This is a genomic window from Pseudomonas sp. Irchel 3A5 (genome assembly GCF_900187575.1).
Lineage (GTDB): Bacteria > Pseudomonadota > Gammaproteobacteria > Pseudomonadales > Pseudomonadaceae > Aquipseudomonas > Aquipseudomonas folii.
In genome coordinates this window covers 58,324-74,899 of sequence record NZ_FYDU01000015.1, presented here as the reverse complement: position 1 = coordinate 74,899, position 16,576 = coordinate 58,324, and the positions used below count along the sequence as shown (strand labels likewise).

At 57.7% G+C, this 16,576-nt stretch carries 11 protein-coding genes; 3 read left to right on the top strand and 8 right to left on the bottom strand.

The features are described 5' to 3' along the window. Window positions 1-39 precede the first annotated feature (39 nt). On the bottom strand, window positions 40-2,646 hold the full coding sequence (gene leuS, locus CKW31_RS22805) for a leucine--tRNA ligase (protein WP_095100433.1): 2,607 nt from the start codon (window positions 2,644-2,646) through the stop codon (window positions 40-42). Window positions 2,647-2,960: 314 nt separating this feature from the next. Here leuS and CKW31_RS22800 point away from each other — a divergent pair, with 314 nt between their 5' ends. Both CKW31_RS22800 and CKW31_RS22795 read left to right on the top strand, forming a co-directional pair. After that, a complete protein-coding gene (locus CKW31_RS22800; protein WP_095100431.1) occupies window positions 2,961-3,332 on the top strand; it encodes a hypothetical protein in 372 nt (123 codons plus the stop codon). Window positions 3,333-3,417: 85 nt separating this feature from the next. Then, window positions 3,418-4,179: a YdcF family protein gene (locus tag CKW31_RS22795; RefSeq protein ID WP_095100429.1), complete on the top strand. Its 762-nt coding sequence runs from the start codon at window positions 3,418-3,420 to the stop codon at window positions 4,177-4,179. A gap of 133 nt (window positions 4,180-4,312) precedes the next feature. On the opposite strand, the gene lnt is transcribed toward CKW31_RS22795, so the two are convergent. The 5 genes from lnt to miaB form a co-directional block, all read right to left on the bottom strand. After that, complete coding sequence (lnt, locus tag CKW31_RS22790) at window positions 4,313-5,833, bottom strand: apolipoprotein N-acyltransferase (RefSeq protein WP_095100427.1); 1,521 nt, start codon at window positions 5,831-5,833, stop codon at window positions 4,313-4,315. Window positions 5,834-5,859: 26 nt separating this feature from the next. Then, complete coding sequence (locus CKW31_RS22785) at window positions 5,860-6,702, bottom strand: HlyC/CorC family transporter (RefSeq protein WP_095100425.1); 843 nt, start codon at window positions 6,700-6,702, stop codon at window positions 5,860-5,862. Window positions 6,703-6,707: 5 nt separating this feature from the next. Continuing rightward, window positions 6,708-7,208 (bottom strand): rRNA maturation RNase YbeY, encoded by a 501-nt coding sequence (gene ybeY, locus CKW31_RS22780; RefSeq protein WP_095100423.1) that lies wholly within the window; start codon window positions 7,206-7,208, stop codon window positions 6,708-6,710. Beyond that, window positions 7,201-8,223 carry a PhoH family protein gene (locus tag CKW31_RS22775; protein WP_095100421.1) on the bottom strand — a complete coding sequence of 341 codons (1,023 nt, stop codon included), beginning with the start codon at window positions 8,221-8,223 and terminating at the stop codon, window positions 7,201-7,203. Before CKW31_RS22775 ends, ybeY begins: the two co-directional genes overlap by 8 nt. Window positions 8,224-8,440: 217 nt before the next feature. After that, a complete protein-coding gene (miaB, locus tag CKW31_RS22770; protein WP_095100419.1) occupies window positions 8,441-9,769 on the bottom strand; it encodes a tRNA (N6-isopentenyl adenosine(37)-C2)-methylthiotransferase MiaB in 1,329 nt (442 codons plus the stop codon). A 133-nt stretch (window positions 9,770-9,902) separates the two neighbouring features. Between miaB and CKW31_RS22765 the strand changes: the two genes are divergently transcribed. Further along, complete coding sequence (locus CKW31_RS22765; protein WP_027902336.1) at window positions 9,903-10,229, top strand: DUF1820 family protein; 327 nt, start codon at window positions 9,903-9,905, stop codon at window positions 10,227-10,229. A gap of 19 nt (window positions 10,230-10,248) precedes the next feature. On the opposite strand, the gene CKW31_RS22760 is transcribed toward CKW31_RS22765, so the two are convergent. Both CKW31_RS22760 and CKW31_RS30140 read right to left on the bottom strand, forming a co-directional pair. After that, window positions 10,249-11,313 (bottom strand): hypothetical protein, encoded by a 1,065-nt coding sequence (locus CKW31_RS22760; protein ID WP_256582699.1) that lies wholly within the window; start codon window positions 11,311-11,313, stop codon window positions 10,249-10,251. A 389-nt stretch (window positions 11,314-11,702) separates the two neighbouring features. Further along, window positions 11,703-16,343, bottom strand: coding sequence for a toxin VasX (locus tag CKW31_RS30140; RefSeq protein WP_256582698.1), 4,641 nt, complete (start codon window positions 16,341-16,343; stop codon window positions 11,703-11,705). Window positions 16,344-16,576 lie beyond the last annotated feature (233 nt).

Genomic DNA, 16,576 nt, shown 5'->3' with positions numbered 1-16,576 from the left:
TATGTTCAGCGCCCGATCATTGTCGGGCGCTCGATCCCATCAGCTTGCGACGATATTGACCAGTTTGCCGGGCACTACGATGACTTTGCGGATGGTCAGGCCATCGACGAAGCGCAGTACGTTTTCGTTGGCGCGGGCAGCCGCTTCGACTTCTTCGCGGGTAGCGCTGGCTGGCATTTCGATCTGACCGCGCAACTTGCCGTTCACCTGAATGACCAGTTGCAGGCTGTCCTGGACCAATGCAGTCTGATCCAGAACCGGCCAGCCAGCATCGATGACAGGCGTGCTGTGGCCCAACTGATTCCACAGCTCATGGCTGATGTGCGGCGTGATCGGTGCCAACAGCAGAACAACTGTTTCCAGACCTTCCTGAATCAGGGCGCGATCCTGAGCGGAGGCCTGTGGCGCTTTTTCCAGCACGTTCATCAGCGTCATTACCTGAGCAATGGCGGTGTTGAATTTTTGATGCTGACCGACGTCCTGGCTGGCCTGCTTGATCGCCTGATGGATCGCACGACGAACGACTTTCTGGCCGTCATCCAGCGCGGCGGTGTCCAGCGCTGCTGGCAAGCCTTGACTCACGTGGCTCTGCGCCAGGCGCCAGACGCGACGCAGGAAGCGATGCGAGCCTTCAACGCCGGAGTCTGACCATTCCAGGCTCATGTCGGGTGGCGAGGCGAACATCATGAACAGGCGGCAGGTATCCGCACCGTATTGGTCGATCATCGACTGAGGGTCAACGCCATTGTTCTTCGACTTGGCCATTTTCTCGGTGCCACCGATCTCGACGGGCAGGCCGTCGCTGATCAGTTTGGCGCCGACGATCTTGGCTTTGCTGTCGCGTTCGAGTTCGACATCGGCCGGGTTGAACCAGGTCTTGCTGCCGTTGGCTTCAAGGCGATAGTAGGTTTCGGCGATGACCATGCCCTGAGTCAGCAGGTTCTTGAACGGTTCGTTCGAGGTCACCAGGCCTTCGTCGCGCATCAATTTATGGAAGAAGCGCGCATACAGAAGGTGAAGGATGGCGTGTTCGATACCACCAATGTACTGGTCAACCGGCAGCCAGTGGTTGGCTGCAGCAGGATCGACCAGACCGCCTTCGTAGTGAGGCGAGGCGTAACGAGCGTAATACCACGAGGACTCCACGAAGGTGTCCATGGTGTCGGTTTCACGCTTGGCCGGTGCGCCGCATTTCGGACAGCTGCACTCGTAGAACTCAGGCATGCGCGCCAATGGCGATCCTGCGCCATCGGGTACTACGTTTTCAGGCAGTACAACGGGCAGTTGATCTTCCGGGACCGGCACGTCGCCGCACGCGTCGCAGTGGACGATCGGGATCGGGCAGCCCCAGTAACGCTGACGGCTGATGCCCCAGTCGCGCAAACGGAATTGGGTGCGGGATTGACCGAGATTCTTCTTGGTCAGTGCTGCTTCCATCGCGTCGAATGCGGCAGCGAAATCCAGACCATCGAACTCGCCGGAGTTGATCAGCGTGCCGTGCTCGCCGTAAGCCGCCTGCCACGGTGCAGGTGTTTCGTCGCCAGCGCTGGTACGGACTACGGCCTTGATCGGCAGGTCGTACCTGGAGGCGAATTCGAAGTCACGTTCGTCGTGTGCAGGAACTGCCATGACTGCGCCATCGCCGTAATGCATCAGCACGTAGTTGGCGACCCAGACAGGCAGCTTTTCGCCGGTCAGTGGGTGCTCGACGAACAGCGAGGTCGGCAGACCTTTCTTTTCCTGGGTAGCAACGTCCGCTTCGGCGACGCTGCCGCTTTTGCATTCGTTGATGAAGGCTTGCAACTGCGGATGGTTCTGCGCGGCCAGTGTAGCCAGCGGGTGTTCGGCTGCAACGGCGACATAAGTCGCGCCCATCAGGGTGTCCGGACGGGTCGTGAAGACTTTCAGTGCGCCCGCTTCACCGATGGAAGCCTGATCGTACGGGAACTGCACTTCCATGCCACGGGATTTGCCAATCCAGTTGCGTTGCATGGTTTTGACCTGCTCGGGCCAGCCCGGCAGCTCGTCGAGACTCTCCAGCAGTTCATCCGCATAAGCGGTGATCTTGAAGTAGTACATCGGAATTTCGCGCTTCTCGATGATCGCGCCCGAACGCCAGCCACGACCGTCGATGACTTGTTCGTTGGCCAGAACGGTCTGGTCAACCGGGTCCCAGTTCACGGTGCCGTTCTTGCGGTAGATCACGCCTTTTTCGAACAGGCGCGTGAACAGCCACTGTTCCCAGCGGTAGTAGTCCGGCTTACAGGTGGTGACTTCGCGGGACCAGTCGATCGCCAGACCGAGGCTTTTCAGCTGGGTCTTCATGTAGGCGATGTTTTCGTAGGTCCATTTGGCAGGCGCGACGTTGTTTTTCATCGCGGCGTTTTCTGCCGGCATGCCGAATGCGTCCCAGCCCATTGGCTGCAGGACGTTCTTGCCTTGCATGCGTTGGTAGCGAGCGATCACGTCACCAATGGTGTAGTTACGCACGTGCCCCATGTGTAGCTTGCCGCTAGGGTAAGGAAACATCGATAGGCAATAGAAAGTGTCCTTGCCTGGCTGTTCACTGACTTCAAAAGACTTTTGCTCGTCCCAGAAGGTTTGGGCGGCGGCTTCGATTTCACGGGGCTGATAGAGTTCGTGCATGGCTACTTTTTACTAAAGATTGGTGACCCTTGACCTCTTCGTTGCATCGCCGATTCAGGTCGGCACCGCTGCCGGACAATGGAAACTGCCTGTGCGGTGCTTTCGGGCTCGAGCGAGCGGAAGTGGAATTACAGGAAGCGCCGTAGCATACATGAGCGCCGACTATCGAGGGAAACCCTGATTTGCATGGCCGTTTGCTTGAGAGGGCCAGTTCAGCGGCAGTCAGCCGCCGTTTGTCGCAGCAATGCACCGGTTTTGACAGCGGCGCTAAGCTCAAGGACGAGGGTATGTTTTATCTTCGATGAGGTGAGCGGATGACAGAGCTGCAGCACATAGATACAACCCATGATCTGTACGAGCGATTGATCAATCGGCTGGGCCTTGCTCTGGAAACGGCAGATATTGCAGTGCGACTTCGTGACGAGTGGCCTGAGGAGCTTGAACTCCGTGGCTTGAGTCGTGCCGAGTTCGATTTGATTGAATCCTATCTGAATAACGCAGCCGTTTCGGTAAGTGGTCAAGAGAGCCCTGATGTGCCAGGGCGTGTCATCGTTTCACGGGAGCCCGCTGAGGCGGCATCGGTGCCGTCCTCTTCAGCCAAGGTGATCTGGCTGAAGGACAAGAAGCGAGCCATGTCATTGGCGAAGTTGAACCGTCACAGTTCGAGCAATCTATTCAGGCGTTAACCTCCGCGGGCTGCGGGCCTGCATCTTAAGCATTGTTGCTTGGCGTCAATCCTTCTAGGCTTCGGGCATCTTCTGGAGATGCCCGATGCCTGTCCGCTATTTGCTCAAAGCAATCGCTTTACCACCCGGTATTTTCTTTCTGCTGTTGCTGGTGGCGTTTTGTTTGCGTCGTGCCCGGCCGCGTCTCGCCGCACTCTGTTTTGCCATGGGGCTGGGCGGACTGTGGCTGATGAGTTTGCCAGTGGTTGTGGAGACTGCGGCGCGCGGGATCGAGACGGTTCCTCCTCTGCCACTTGGCGAATGGGCAACCCTGGCGCAACGAGCTGACGCGATTGTAATTCTCGGGTCGGGCCGCGAACGTAATGATCCGAGTTGGGGGGCTGACATTCCAACGGGCGTAGCACTTGAGCGTATGCGCTATGCAGCCAGGCTGGCCAAGGCATCCGGCCTGCCGATCCTGACCACGGGTGGCCTGCATTACGGCGAACCGCCGAGTGAGGCGGCCATCATGGCTGAGTCTTTGGAAAACGACTTCGGTGTGCAGGTTCGCTGGCAGGAAGGCTTGAGTCGTACGACCTGGGAGAACGCGACGATGACGGCGGCCATGTTGCAGCCTTTGGGTATCAAGCGGGTGGTGATCGTGACTCAGGCCTGGCACATGCCACGCTCCATATGGAGCTTTGAAAAAGCCGGGTTTACCGTCGTTGGCGCACCCGTTGGCTTTTTAAGTGCCGACAACGCCCGCGTCTTTGGCGGCTGGCTGCCGGAAAGCCGAGCGATCTGGCAAAGCGGACAGTTGCTTAATGAAGCGGCGGGGTTGCTGGTGTACCCGTTTGTGTACCCATAGCTATTGCTGAAATGCGATTCCCTGTGGGAGCGGTGCTTGCCCGCGATAAGGGCCGCGCAATTCTAACGTGAACCGCGTCCAGACTTATCGCGGGCAAGCACCGCGCCCACAGAAATCTCATCCAAAGGTGTAATCAAACCGTCTTGGAAATCCGGCTCGCCACCAGTGCCCAGCCAATCAGCAGTGCACAGACAATCGCCAGTGGCCATGAGCGCCAGCGCAGGTAAGGTGTCAATTCCTGCATAGGGACAACTTCGCCATACATCACGCCACGCTCGAATTGCGGGATCTGCGTGGTGATCTTGCCGAACGGGTCGATCAGCGCCGTCACGCCATTGTTGGTAGCGCGGATCATCCAGCGACCTGCTTCCAGTGCCCGCATCTGCGCCATTTGCAGGTGTTGAAGCGGGCCGATAGAGGTGCCGAACCAGGTGTCGTTACTCACTGTCAGCAACAGCTGGCTTTGCGCCGAAAGCCCGGCGGCGAATTCCGGATACACCACTTCATAGCAAATGAACGGCGCGATCTGGTAGCCCTTGGCTTGCAGCATTGCCTGATCGCTGGGGCCGCGCGCAAAGTCGGACATCGGCAGGTCAAAGAAGGCGATCAGGCCACGCAACAAGTCCTGTAAAGGAACGTATTCGCCAAAGGGCACCAGCTTCTGCTTCATGTAGGTGCCTTGGCCCTCACCGACTACGGTGATTGCGTTGTAATAGCTGTAGCTGCCGCGATCATTAGTTTCACGCAGCGGGACGCCGGTAATCAGCGCCGAACCGCGTTCTGTCGCGAACTGCCCGATCATCTTCAGGTAGCCCTCGGCAGAACTTTTGAGTACCGGCACCGCCGTTTCCGGCCAGATGATCAGATCAGCCTGCTGCGAACGGAAGGTCATGTCGCGATAAAGCGCCAACTGCGCATTAAGCTGCTCGGGGTCCCACTTCATGTGCTGTTCGATATTGCCCTGAATGGCGGCCACTTTCAGTGGCGCACCAGCGGGGGATGTCCAGGCATGTTTTTTCAACGCGAGCGCGGTAATCCAGGGCGCGACCAGCAACACCACGCCAACCGCCAGAAAGGACTTGCGTGCCCGTAACCGTGAAAGATTGCACAGCAGCGCAGCAGTCAACGCCAGCGCGAAGGACACCAGCCACATCCCGCCAAGCGGTGCGAGGCCTGCAAGTGGGCCGTCAAGCTGGCTGTAACCGGAGTAGAGCCACGGGAAACCGGTGAGGAACCAGCCGCGAAATGCCTCCTGAACCAGCCACAAGGCAGCGAAAGCCAGTGCGTCGGCCAGCGGTGCTTCGTTGCGGCGAATCCAGCGGGCCCAAAGCCAGGCGGGAAGGGCGAAGAACCAGGCGATGCAGGCAATGAACAGCAGCATCAGGAACCCGGCGAGCAGCACCGAAGCGCCGCCGAAGTTATGGATACTGACGTAGATCCAACTGGTGCCGGCGCCGAACAGGCCAAAACCGAAGCACCAGCCACGACCCAGCGCCTGACGAGGGCTCAGATTGCGCAGGCCGAGATAAAACAGGGCCAGCGCAGCCAGAGCCAGCGGCCAGATATCGTAGGGGGCAAGGGCGAAGGTGGTAAGCGCGCCAGCCACCACGGCCAGCAGGTTACCGGGCCAGCCGGGGTGGGTGATCCAGCGCATTTACATTCCTTAAAGCGGAGATAGCATTACGAGCGTGTGACAGGGCTCAAGCGCAGCAAGTGGATACGACGGCTGTCAGCGTTGAGAATCCGGAAACGGTACGCGCCAATCACGGTGATTTCATTACGCTTGGGCAGATGTCCAAAAGCATTCATCACCAGGCCACCCACCGTGTCGAATTCATCATCGGAGAACTCGCTGTCGAAGAACTCGTTGAAGCTTTCGATAGGCGTGAGCGCCTTGACCAGGAAGTCGCCGCTGGGCAGCGGTTTGATGTAGCTGTCTTCCTCGACATCGTGCTCGTCTTCGATATCGCCAACGATCTGTTCCAGCACGTCTTCGATGGTCACCAAACCGGCCACACCGCCATATTCGTCAATGACGATGGCCATGTGATTGTGGTTGGCACGGAATTCACGCAGCAGCACGTTCAGGCGCTTGGATTCCGGAACGAAGGTGGCAGGGCGCAGCAGGTTCTTGATATCGCCTTCGCCGCCGTCTTCCTTGAGGATCAACGGAAGCAGGTCTTTGGCGAGCAGCACACCGAGTACATCATCGTGGCTTTCGCCGATCACTGGATAACGGGAGTGGGCGGCATCGATGACGGCGGGCAGGAACTCCCGCGGCGTCTGGCTGGCCTTGATGCTGATCATTTGCGAGCGCGGGACCATGATGTCCCGGACTTGCAGGTCAGCGACCTGAATGGCGCCTTCGACGATGGCCAGCGCTTCGCTGTCCAGCAGCTTGTTCTGATGGGCTTCGCGCAGCAGCTCAAGCAGCTCCTGGCGGTTTTTCGGCTCATGGGCAAAAGCCTGGGTGAGCTTACCCAGCCATGACTTTTGCCCGTTGCTCGATCGATCTTCGCTCATAGCCCTTACTCGTTGTCCTTGCTTGGTATTGCTGAATGTGGAGGTTCGTCGTGTTCGTCATCGGCATAAGGATCGGGATAGCCCAACTCCTCAAGCAACGTTCGTTCCAGCGCTTCCATTTCCTCGGCTTCTTCATCGTCGATGTGGTCGTAACCCAACAGATGCAGACAACCGTGAATGACCATATGCGCCCAATGCGCATCTGACGCCTTGCCTTGTTCCGTCGCTTCGCGAGCAATGACCGGGGCACAGATGACCAGATCGCCGAGCAGCGGAATATCCAGCATGTCATCGGGCACATCAGCCGGGAACGACAGAACGTTAGTCGCGTAATCTTTGTGTCGCCACGTGTGATTAAGCTCACGGCCTTCGGTTTCATCCACCAGCCGGATGGTCAGCTCGGAGTCGGCGCTGCGCTGGCGCAAGCCCATTTCACACCAAAGGCGGAACTGGGCTTCGCTGGGTACGCTTGCTTCGCTAGCCACTTGCAGGTCCAGCTCAAGCATCGCGGCGGTATTCCCGGGAGGAATTGGTCGTGGCGGGTGGCGCGTCGCTGTTGCGGTCTTCGAAGCGCTCGTAGGCTTCGACAATGCGCTGCACCAGCGGGTGACGCACCACGTCCTTGGGCTTGAAGTGCGTGAAACTGATGCCCGGCACGTCCTTGAGCACCTCAATGACATGGGTCAGACCCGACTTGGTGCCTTTTGGCAGGTCGACCTGAGTAATGTCACCAGTGATCACGGCGGTTGAGCCGAAACCGATACGGGTCAGAAACATTTTCATTTGCTCGACCGTGGTGTTCTGGCTTTCATCGAGAATAATGAAGCTGTTATTGAGCGTGCGACCGCGCATGTAAGCCAGCGGTGCGACCTCAATGACCTGCTTTTCGATCAGCTTGGCGACGTATTCGAAGCCCAGCATTTCGTACAGTGCGTCATAGAGCGGGCGCAGATAAGGGTCGATTTTCTGTGCCAGATCACCGGGCAGGAAACCGAGCTTTTCGCCTGCTTCAACGGCCGGTCGCACCAACAGGATGCGTCGGATCTGCTCACGCTCAAGCGCGTCCACGGCACAGGCCACGGCAAGGTACGTCTTGCCAGTACCGGCCGGGCCGATGCCGAAGTTAATGTCGTTGCCGAGGATTTCTTTAACGTAGCGCTGCTGATTCAAACCACGTGGGCGAATCATGCCTTTTTTGGTCCGCAGAGCCACGCCTGGGTCAGCCGCTGGATGGTTGTCCAGCTCTTCGACACCGGATTCCTGCAGGAACAGGTGGACCATGTCAGGCGACAGTTCGGAGCTTTTGGCTTCACGATAAAGACGGCGCAACAGGTTTTCGGCTGAGGTGGTTTGAGTGGGCTCGCCAATCAGCTCGAACTGATTTCCGCGATTGCGGATCTCAATATTCAGGCGCTGTTCGATGAGACGCAGATTCTCGTCGAGTTGCCCGCAGAGATTTGCGAAGCGATAGGCCTCGAAGGGTTCGAGGGTGAAACGATGTGGTTCGACTTGTACGTTCAAGGTCGTTTTTAGCCGCCCTGGGCAATTAAGGTGAAACGAAGGATAAACCCTGTGACCTGAGTGCGAAAGCTCTGACTTGATAAAGGTTGTGGGTAAATCGGTGCAGCAATGAAATCCCGGTAGGAGCGAACTCGTTCGCGAGGCGTCATCCGTAGCTACGCAGGACCAATGCCTCGCCAACAAGTTGGCTCCTACCGGCCCGGCGTGCTCGGTGCTGTCAATTCAGCAATGACCCCCGCAACGAGTGCGGCTGGGCGTCGTCGATGTGCACATCAGCGAACTGGCCGATCAGCTTGGGATTGTCACAGCGGAAGTTCACGATCCGGTTGTTCTCGGTACGGCCCTGCAGTTCGCCAGGATCTTTTTTCGAATAGTCAGTCACAAGGATGCGCTGGATGCTGCCGACCATCTGTCGGCTGATCTCGAAACCCTGCTGGTTCAGTCTGTGCTGAAGGGCGGCCAGGCGCTCTTTTTTCAGCGCTTCGGGAGTCTCATCTTTCAGATCTGCTGCTGGAGTGCCGGGGCGCGGGCTGTAGACGAAGGAAAACGAGAAGTCAAAGCCGACGTCGGCGATGAGCTTCATGGTGTTTTCATGGTCTTTATCAGTTTCGCCCGGGAAGCCGACGATGAAGTCAGAACTGATGCTGATCCCTGGCACTGCAGCCTTGAGCTTGCGGATTCTGGACTTGTATTCAAGCGTGGTGTGATTGCGTTTCATGGCGGCCAGAATACGGTCCGAGCCCGATTGCACCGGCAGGTGCAGATGTTTGACCAGTTCCGGCACTTCGGCATGAGCCAGGATCAGGCTGTCGGAGAACTCCAGCGGGTGTGACGTGGTGTAGCGAATGCGATCGATGCCATCGATGGCTGCAACCACCCGGATCAGGTCGGCCAGATCGGCGGCGCGGCCGTCATGGGTCGTACCGCGATAACCGTTGACGTTCTGACCCAGCAACGTCACTTCACGCACGCCGTTTTCCGCCAGGTGAATCACCTCGGCCACGACGTCATCAAACGGACGGCTGACTTCTTCACCGCGGGTGTAAGGGACCACGCAGAAGGTGCAGTACTTGCTGCAGCCTTCCATGACCGACACATACGCACTCGGGCCATCCACACGTGGCTCGGGCAAGTGGTCGAACTTTTCGATTTCCGGGAACGAGACATCCACCTGCGGCAACCGCGTGAAGCGCGCGGCATCAATCATTTCCGGCAAGCGGTGCAGGGTCTGCGGGCCAAAAACCACGTCCACGTACGGTGCGCGATCACGGATAGCCGCACCTTCCTGGCTGGCAACGCAACCGCCGACAGCGATCACCATTTCCGGATTGGCCAGTTTCAGCTCACGCCAGCGGCCCAGCTGGGAATAAACCCGGTCCTGGGCGCGTTCGCGGATTGAACAGGTGTTGAGCAGGATGACGTCGGCATCTTCCGCGCGAGCGGTGACTTCCAGGGCCTGATGCTCACCCAGCAGATCGACCATGCGCGAGCTGTCGTACTCGTTCATCTGGCAACCGTGGGTTTCGATATAAAGCTTCTTGGCCATGCGTCCGTCATCAGGTGGTTCAAATAACCGCGCATTATAGTGGCGTCGGTCTCTGCTTCCTAGCGTCCTCTACCGAACGGGCATGCTATAGTTCGCGCCCTCTTTTTATGTCCCCGATTCTTACCCGCCCTTTATGACCAAACGCGAAGCTCCAATCTACAAAGTGATTTTCCTCAACCAGGGCCAGGTGTTCGAGATGTACGCCAAGCAGATCTATCAAAGTGATCTGTGGGGTTTCCTTGAAGTAGAGGAATTCGTCTTTGGCGAGCGCACAACCGTTGTGGTGGACCCGAGCGAGGAAAAGCTCAAGGCACAGTTCGAAGGCGTAGTGCGCAGCTTTGTGCCCATGCATTCAATTGTGCGCATTGATGAAGTCGAGCGAATCGGCACACCAAAGATCAGCGAAGCCCGGGGCACCAGCAACGTGATGCCGTTTCCTGTGCCGATGCCGGACAAGTAAGCTTTCGTCCCTTTGAGTTTCACTTTCCTGCGCTGGACTGCGCCTCGGTAAATCGTGCCGCAAGGTTCTGATTGGGCTTTTGCTCTCGAAGATCCTTCACCGCCAGGCTCAGACGCTGCAATTCTTCACTGGGCTTGGCCCACTGCTCCGCTGGCAGCGGCTCGGACCAGCTTTTCATCGCCTCGGGAACGACTGCACGACCGATGCTTTTGATTCGGCGGATTTCCCATTCGGTGAGGTGGTTGGGCAGGGTCCACAGGGTCAGCACGTGGTACGTGTACCACCAGAACGGATAAAAGAAGCCAACCTCGCGATTCTTGCGCCGACGCCGCATGCGTTCCCGTGCGTTGTAAAACGTATGCAGCCCTTCATGGGGCGGGTCGCCGGGGTTTTGCAGTTCAAGCGGGTCCTGAATTTCCTTGAGGGTATGCACCTCATACTCCATGTACGCGCGGATCGCCTCCCAGTTACACACCGCCAAATCAAACCCAGCGCAGAAAAACTCCAGGCTGTAATGCTCATCGTGAGGCGGATGATAAAACCCGACGCCCATGGCGTAGCGGATATCCATGCCGTACTGCGTCACACTCCGGGCCTGCACGACCCAGGCGGATAGCGATTCCCACGGCACGAAGATAGGCTCGGTATGACCGCGGGGGACGAAACAGACTTCACGGCGCTGACGGTTGAAGCGGGTGGGGACGACTTCTTTGTATTTGTTTAGGTGGTTGAAGGTTATTGCTAGGTAGATGGTGAGGGCGACTGCGGCGGCCCAGCTACCTAATTCAAAGCCTTCAGGCATCACTTGGAGCCCAAACTCTATGGCTTCCGCCATCGATCCACCGAACATTATTCCGAAAAACCAAGCGAGAACTGGTGCAAAAAGTCCAAAAAACCAAATGGCCCAGAATGGTGTCCCTAGTCCCATCTGCCAGGCAAAAACAGCGGGCAAGCCGACTCCAAAGTCCATATAAATATCGTTTACTTCGCCTACAGCGCCGCCGTAATCCTGCGCCGGCAGGTCGGTGGGTAACGGCAATGGGGCCAAATAAGTCACCTGACCGGTTGGGAATACCTCCAGCATGCCAGCGCTCGGGGCATGATTGATGGGCGGTGGCCGGTCTAGAGTTTCAGAGGTCATAGTCCTTGGTTCGCTAAATCAGGGTTTGGTCATATAGAAAAAAGGGTGCTTGTCTTCCGGTTGGCGGTTGGCCTGTAGAAGCTTCAACCCGGTGTCGATGGCACCGCGCTGTCTCGCGGCAACGTAGGACCTGTAGGAGCTGCCGAAGGCTGCGATCGCGGTGTATCAGGAGAAATGCTTCGCAGCCTTCGGCAGCTCCTACAGAAAATGCATTTCAATCCAGTGGTTTGCCGGTTGTTTGACGAGAGCGAACTTGTTCGCGAGGCGATCTTTCTGATGGCGCGGATCTCACGTATCGCCAACCTGCTGGCACCTACAGATTCGTCATCCATCTAGGCTCGTTTGGCCGTATTTCGACCCGCCTGCTGGACCTCGGCAAATCTGGACGCAAGGTTCTGACCAGGGCGCTTCTCTCGCAGGGCTTTCACTGCCTGGCTCAGGCGTAGCAATTCTCCACTGGGCTTGGCCCACTGCTCCGCTGGCAGCGGCTCGGACCAGCTTTTCATCGCCTCGGGAACGACTGCACGACCGATGCTTTTGATCCGGCGGATTTCCCATTCGGTGAGGTAGTTGGGCAGGGTCCACAGGGTCAGCACGTGGTACGTGTACCACCAGAAGGGATAGAAGAAGCCAACCTCGCGATTCTTGCGCCGACGCCGCATGCGTTCCCGTGCGTTGTAAAACGTATGCAGCCCTTCATGAGGCGGGTCGCCGGGGTTTTGCAGCTCAAGCGGGTCCTGAATTTCCTTGAGGGTATGAACCTCATATTCCATATACGCGCGGATCGCCTCCCAGTTACAAACCGCCAAATCAAACCCGGCGCAGAAAAACTCCAGGCTGTAATGCTCATCGTGAGGCGGATGATAAAACCCGACGCCCATGGCGTAGCGGATATCCATGCCGTATTGCGTCACACTCCGGGCCTGCACGACCCAGGCAGACAGCGACTCCCACGGCACGAAGATAGGCTCGGTATGACCGCGGGGGACGAAACAGACTTCCCGGCGCTGGCGGTTGAAGCGGGTGGGGACGACTTCTTTGTATTTGTTTAGGTGGTTGAAGGTTATTGCGAGGTAGATGGTGAGGGAAAAGGCGGCGGCCCATCCTCCCATTTCCAGGCCCCCTCGAATCAGTTGCAGCGAAAACTCGGTGGCCTTCTCCAATCCTCGTCCTTCCACAATAGAAAGTAACCAGTCAAGCGCGGGGAAGAATAAGCCAAAAAACCAGATTGCCCAGAAAGGTGTTCCAAGGCCCATCTGCCAAGCGAAAACAGCGGGCAAGCCGACTCCAAAGTCGAGGTATCTGTCGTTTAGTTCTCCCACTGCGCCGCCGTAATCCTGCGCCGGTAAATCGGTAGGCAACGGTAATGGCGCAAGATAAGTCACCTGACCAGTCTGGAATGCCTCCAGCATGCCAGCGCGGGGAGCGTGATTGATGGGCGGCGGGCTAGTAATGTCTTTCGCCATCTTATTTTTTACCTCAGGCATGAGGTCGGGATGAATAGCGAAGTACTTGCATTCTTCGCCCGGTGGATCGAGGTCCACCGCCGGGAAGTCGCCGCTTTCGCCAAACACCGGGAAGCGCACCTCATACACGTTGGCTTCGTGCTGCCCCTTGGAAGTGATGGGGCCCAGCTGAATTGAGAGCACGATGTCAGTGTGGCTGGGCTGGTCTGAATTGATAAGGCCGCGCACATCCGTCAACTCCACAATCAGGGGGTTGAGCGCTTTGATGTGCAGACGATCCTCCAGGGCGGTGCCCAAGGGGCTCCAGCGCTCAGGCCTGCCAATGAGGCTTAACAATTGATAGCCGCCAATGTTGAGCGCGGTAGCACTGGCATGACTGCCAAGAGGTTTTGTCAGTTCAGCAGCAAACAGTGTCGGGAAATGCAGCAAGAACCGGCGAGGTGTGTCACCGCTGCTCGGGATGATTTGCATACGTGGGGCCTGGTAATGCGCGCGCAGCTCCTTCAAATAATGAGCAAGAGGTAAAGAAAGACAAAGGTCGGAGTCCTGCCCCTGGGCCCATGGTGTGCTTAGCAGCCAGCGATCATGCCGGCTGAGGTTGTTGCGGTTGAAGTACCAACTGCCGGACAGCTCCAGGGCAGTAAACAAAATCCCTGCCAGGTTAAAACGTAAAAATACTGTAGACAGGCGCACACCTGCAGCCGCCCAAGCGGCTGTTCTCGCGGCGGTTCCAGCTTCGGCAGCAAGAACATGGCGGAAGGCTTGAATCGTTTGAGCGAAGCCATAACTGTTGCTAGCCAGAAAGCCGCTATTGCCCAGCATGCTGATGGTGGCCCCAACCTGCGCCTCTCTGTTGCCGCTACGAACTGAGTCTTGCCAATTTTTATGGGAGCTCGCAAGACTCATCGTCGCAGCGATCATCCCTGCGAAGTAACCCATCATTCCAAGGCCAATATGTAGTTTCCCCATTTGCACATGAACGCCCAGCAGTTCAGCTTTCTTGAAGTTTTTCGCCAGCTCTGCGGCGTGTGCGCCGAGCGCTGTGTCCGCAATGCCCTGAGCGGCCCCAAAACCTGCTGCCATGGTCGCCGCAAGCGAGCTAAAGAAAGGCCATCTGTCTCGAGAAGTATTCGGCTGCGAAAAAACTTCTCTACTCACCACAACCAAATTCACCGCCTGCGCCACAAACACCAATAACCCAGCCCCATCCCCGAGCAGCCCGGCCTTCGGTGCCACCGTCACGCCCTTTCGATAACTCTCCAGCACCGACTGAACCTCCCGATGCTGTTGCGCAGGGAACACCAACGCCAACCCCGGTTTGCCGGGTGACGCGGATTGCAGGTGAGTCGAGTCGGTTGGCAGGTCAGTAACGGGGCTCATGGCCTTGGCCAATTGTTGCTCCAGTTCGGCCAGGGACCGTTGGGTGGTTTGCCGTTGCTCTTTGAACCAGTTGGCATCGGAGCTCCGATGCCAGGAAGGATCAGCGGCCTTGCGCTCGCGGGACATGCTGGTCAAGGTGCGCAGACGATCACGATGCTGCTGCACGGCCTTGACCGTCTTGCCAAGGTTTTGCAGGTCTTCGGCGCTGGCCACCTGGAACGTCACGTTCTCGCGCCGCGCTGCATCAAGGATCGCAACGCCCGCTGCCTTGGGCAGGCTGCGAAACAGCGCCTCCATGTCCGGCAACTGGCCTTTTTCCATCTGCTGCAAGAAAGCCTGCACCGCCTGTTGAATGCCCATCTGCAAGGCTGGAGCCAGCGTGCCCCAGGCAGCCGTGAGATTGACTTGAGAGGCGGGCGATAGCCGCCCGGTGTCGAGCACCAGGCCCGCGCCCCAGTGTTTGAGGCGTTCCAGCCATTGCGGTGCATCCTTGAAAAACAGCCAGCTGGCGTTGGTGAAGGCGGCGAACTGAACGCCCAGCTCGGTTTGTGCGCTCAACGGTGCGGCGTAGAACATCGGGCGGGACATGGCCGGGTTGTTGTTCAGCCAATCCAGAACTGAATCAACGGCTTTGTCGCTTCGGCAGATGTCTTTCAGACAGGCGTATTCGGTGAGCAGGGCGTGATCAACCTGCTCGCTGTCTTCGATGTCGTAATACCAAATAGCGCGATGCAGGCGGTTTTTGAGCAGCAGATCGAGGCGATCCTGGGTGATCTTTTCCAGTAGTTCGTTGAGTGGCTGCAGGATTGCCCGTTGCTGCTTGAGAAAGGCATCCATGCGCGGCCGGTCGATCAAGTCATTGATGCCGCGCTGGCCGAATTTGGCGCCGTAGAGAGCGTCTTCAGTGGGTTTGCCCATCTGGCGATACAGCTTCCAGAGGGTTTTGCGATGCCGGGCGATGAAGGCCGGGCTGGTGCCGACGAAACGTTGTTCGAGTTGATATTGCTGAATGGTACCGGCACGTGCCTCGATGCCGTCATCCATGCTCAGCCGGTCCGGTTTGGCTTTTTCGAGGCGTTCCTGCAGGTCTGCAGGTTTATTGGGATCATTGAAATAGGCCCCCGCTTCCTGACGGTTATCCTGGCTCATCACCTCTCGCAACGTATTGCGGGTCTGAGTGCGCTCAGGATCGGGCAGGGTTTCCAGATCATCAAGCAAGGCTTTGAGCGTCCGGTCCTTTTTAGCGCGTTTGTTCAGATCCTCCTCGTTAATCTGGGTAAGAGATTCTATGTAGCAGCCCAGCAAATAGTCGCGCTCGACCTCGCCCTGCTGACTCAGCGCCCAATTGTCGATCTGACCGACCACCTGGTCTTGATACTGCGCGAGGTCACGCATCACCCCGACGTCATCTCGAACTGCCAGGAACAGAAAGTCACGCTTGTGAGCCGTGGTGACCTGGCTGGTGAACTCTTCAATAATTGTCTGGCGATACAGCGGGGTGTGTTCCCAGGCGTAGGGAATCTTCGTCGAATTATCGTCAGGTTTGTTCGCCCAGCTGCCGCTGCTTTCGGCCAGCCACACCGCCATCTTCCGGTCGTCGATCAGGTCCCGCGCATCGCCGCGCTGAATATTTTCGAAGCTGACACGCTGCATGAAGTAGTCACGCTCGGTAGCGACCTTTATGACCTGAGCACATTTGAACGCCGTCCACTGGACCTCCGAAAAAGAAACATGCAGCACGCTGCAGCGAGAGAACGCCAAGGCGGGATCAGCCTCGATGACATCCGGTCGACGGTCCTTGGTGACCTGATCACCTTTGAACAACAGCGCAGTCACGGAGCCATTTGCTATCTGGTACTCGTGCAAAAAGCCGGTGGCGCTGTCGATGATGTACAGAAAACCATCGCGCAGCAGGCGAAACCCCAAGGGCAAAGCCTGCAACGTGTACGGCATGGCGATTTCAATAGAGGGATCTAGGTCTTCTACCAGGCCATAACGCACCGGTAACAACTGCAGGGTCTGACTCATCAGCGGACAGAATCCGCCAGCATCGGGCGTCTCGGCGGGTTGAGCCCTGCCGACCAGGTTTGCCATGTGGCCACGCGGTGTCATTTGGGATTGGGTCATGCAGGCTCCTTGCCGTGGGCTGGCGAATAGAGGCCAGGGTCCAGATGGCGGAGCACTTAATACCTAAGCCGACCCTGAGCGAGGGGCGGGAGAGTGGCTGATGAGCGACGGGCGCTCAATGCATGGAAGGCGGTTTGGGAAATGCCCTACAGAAAATGTCGTAAGTTTTTCGGCGCGGGAGGTCGATCTACCGGTTCTGGTCAGGAACAATGTGCCCCCGTTAAAACCAGTCC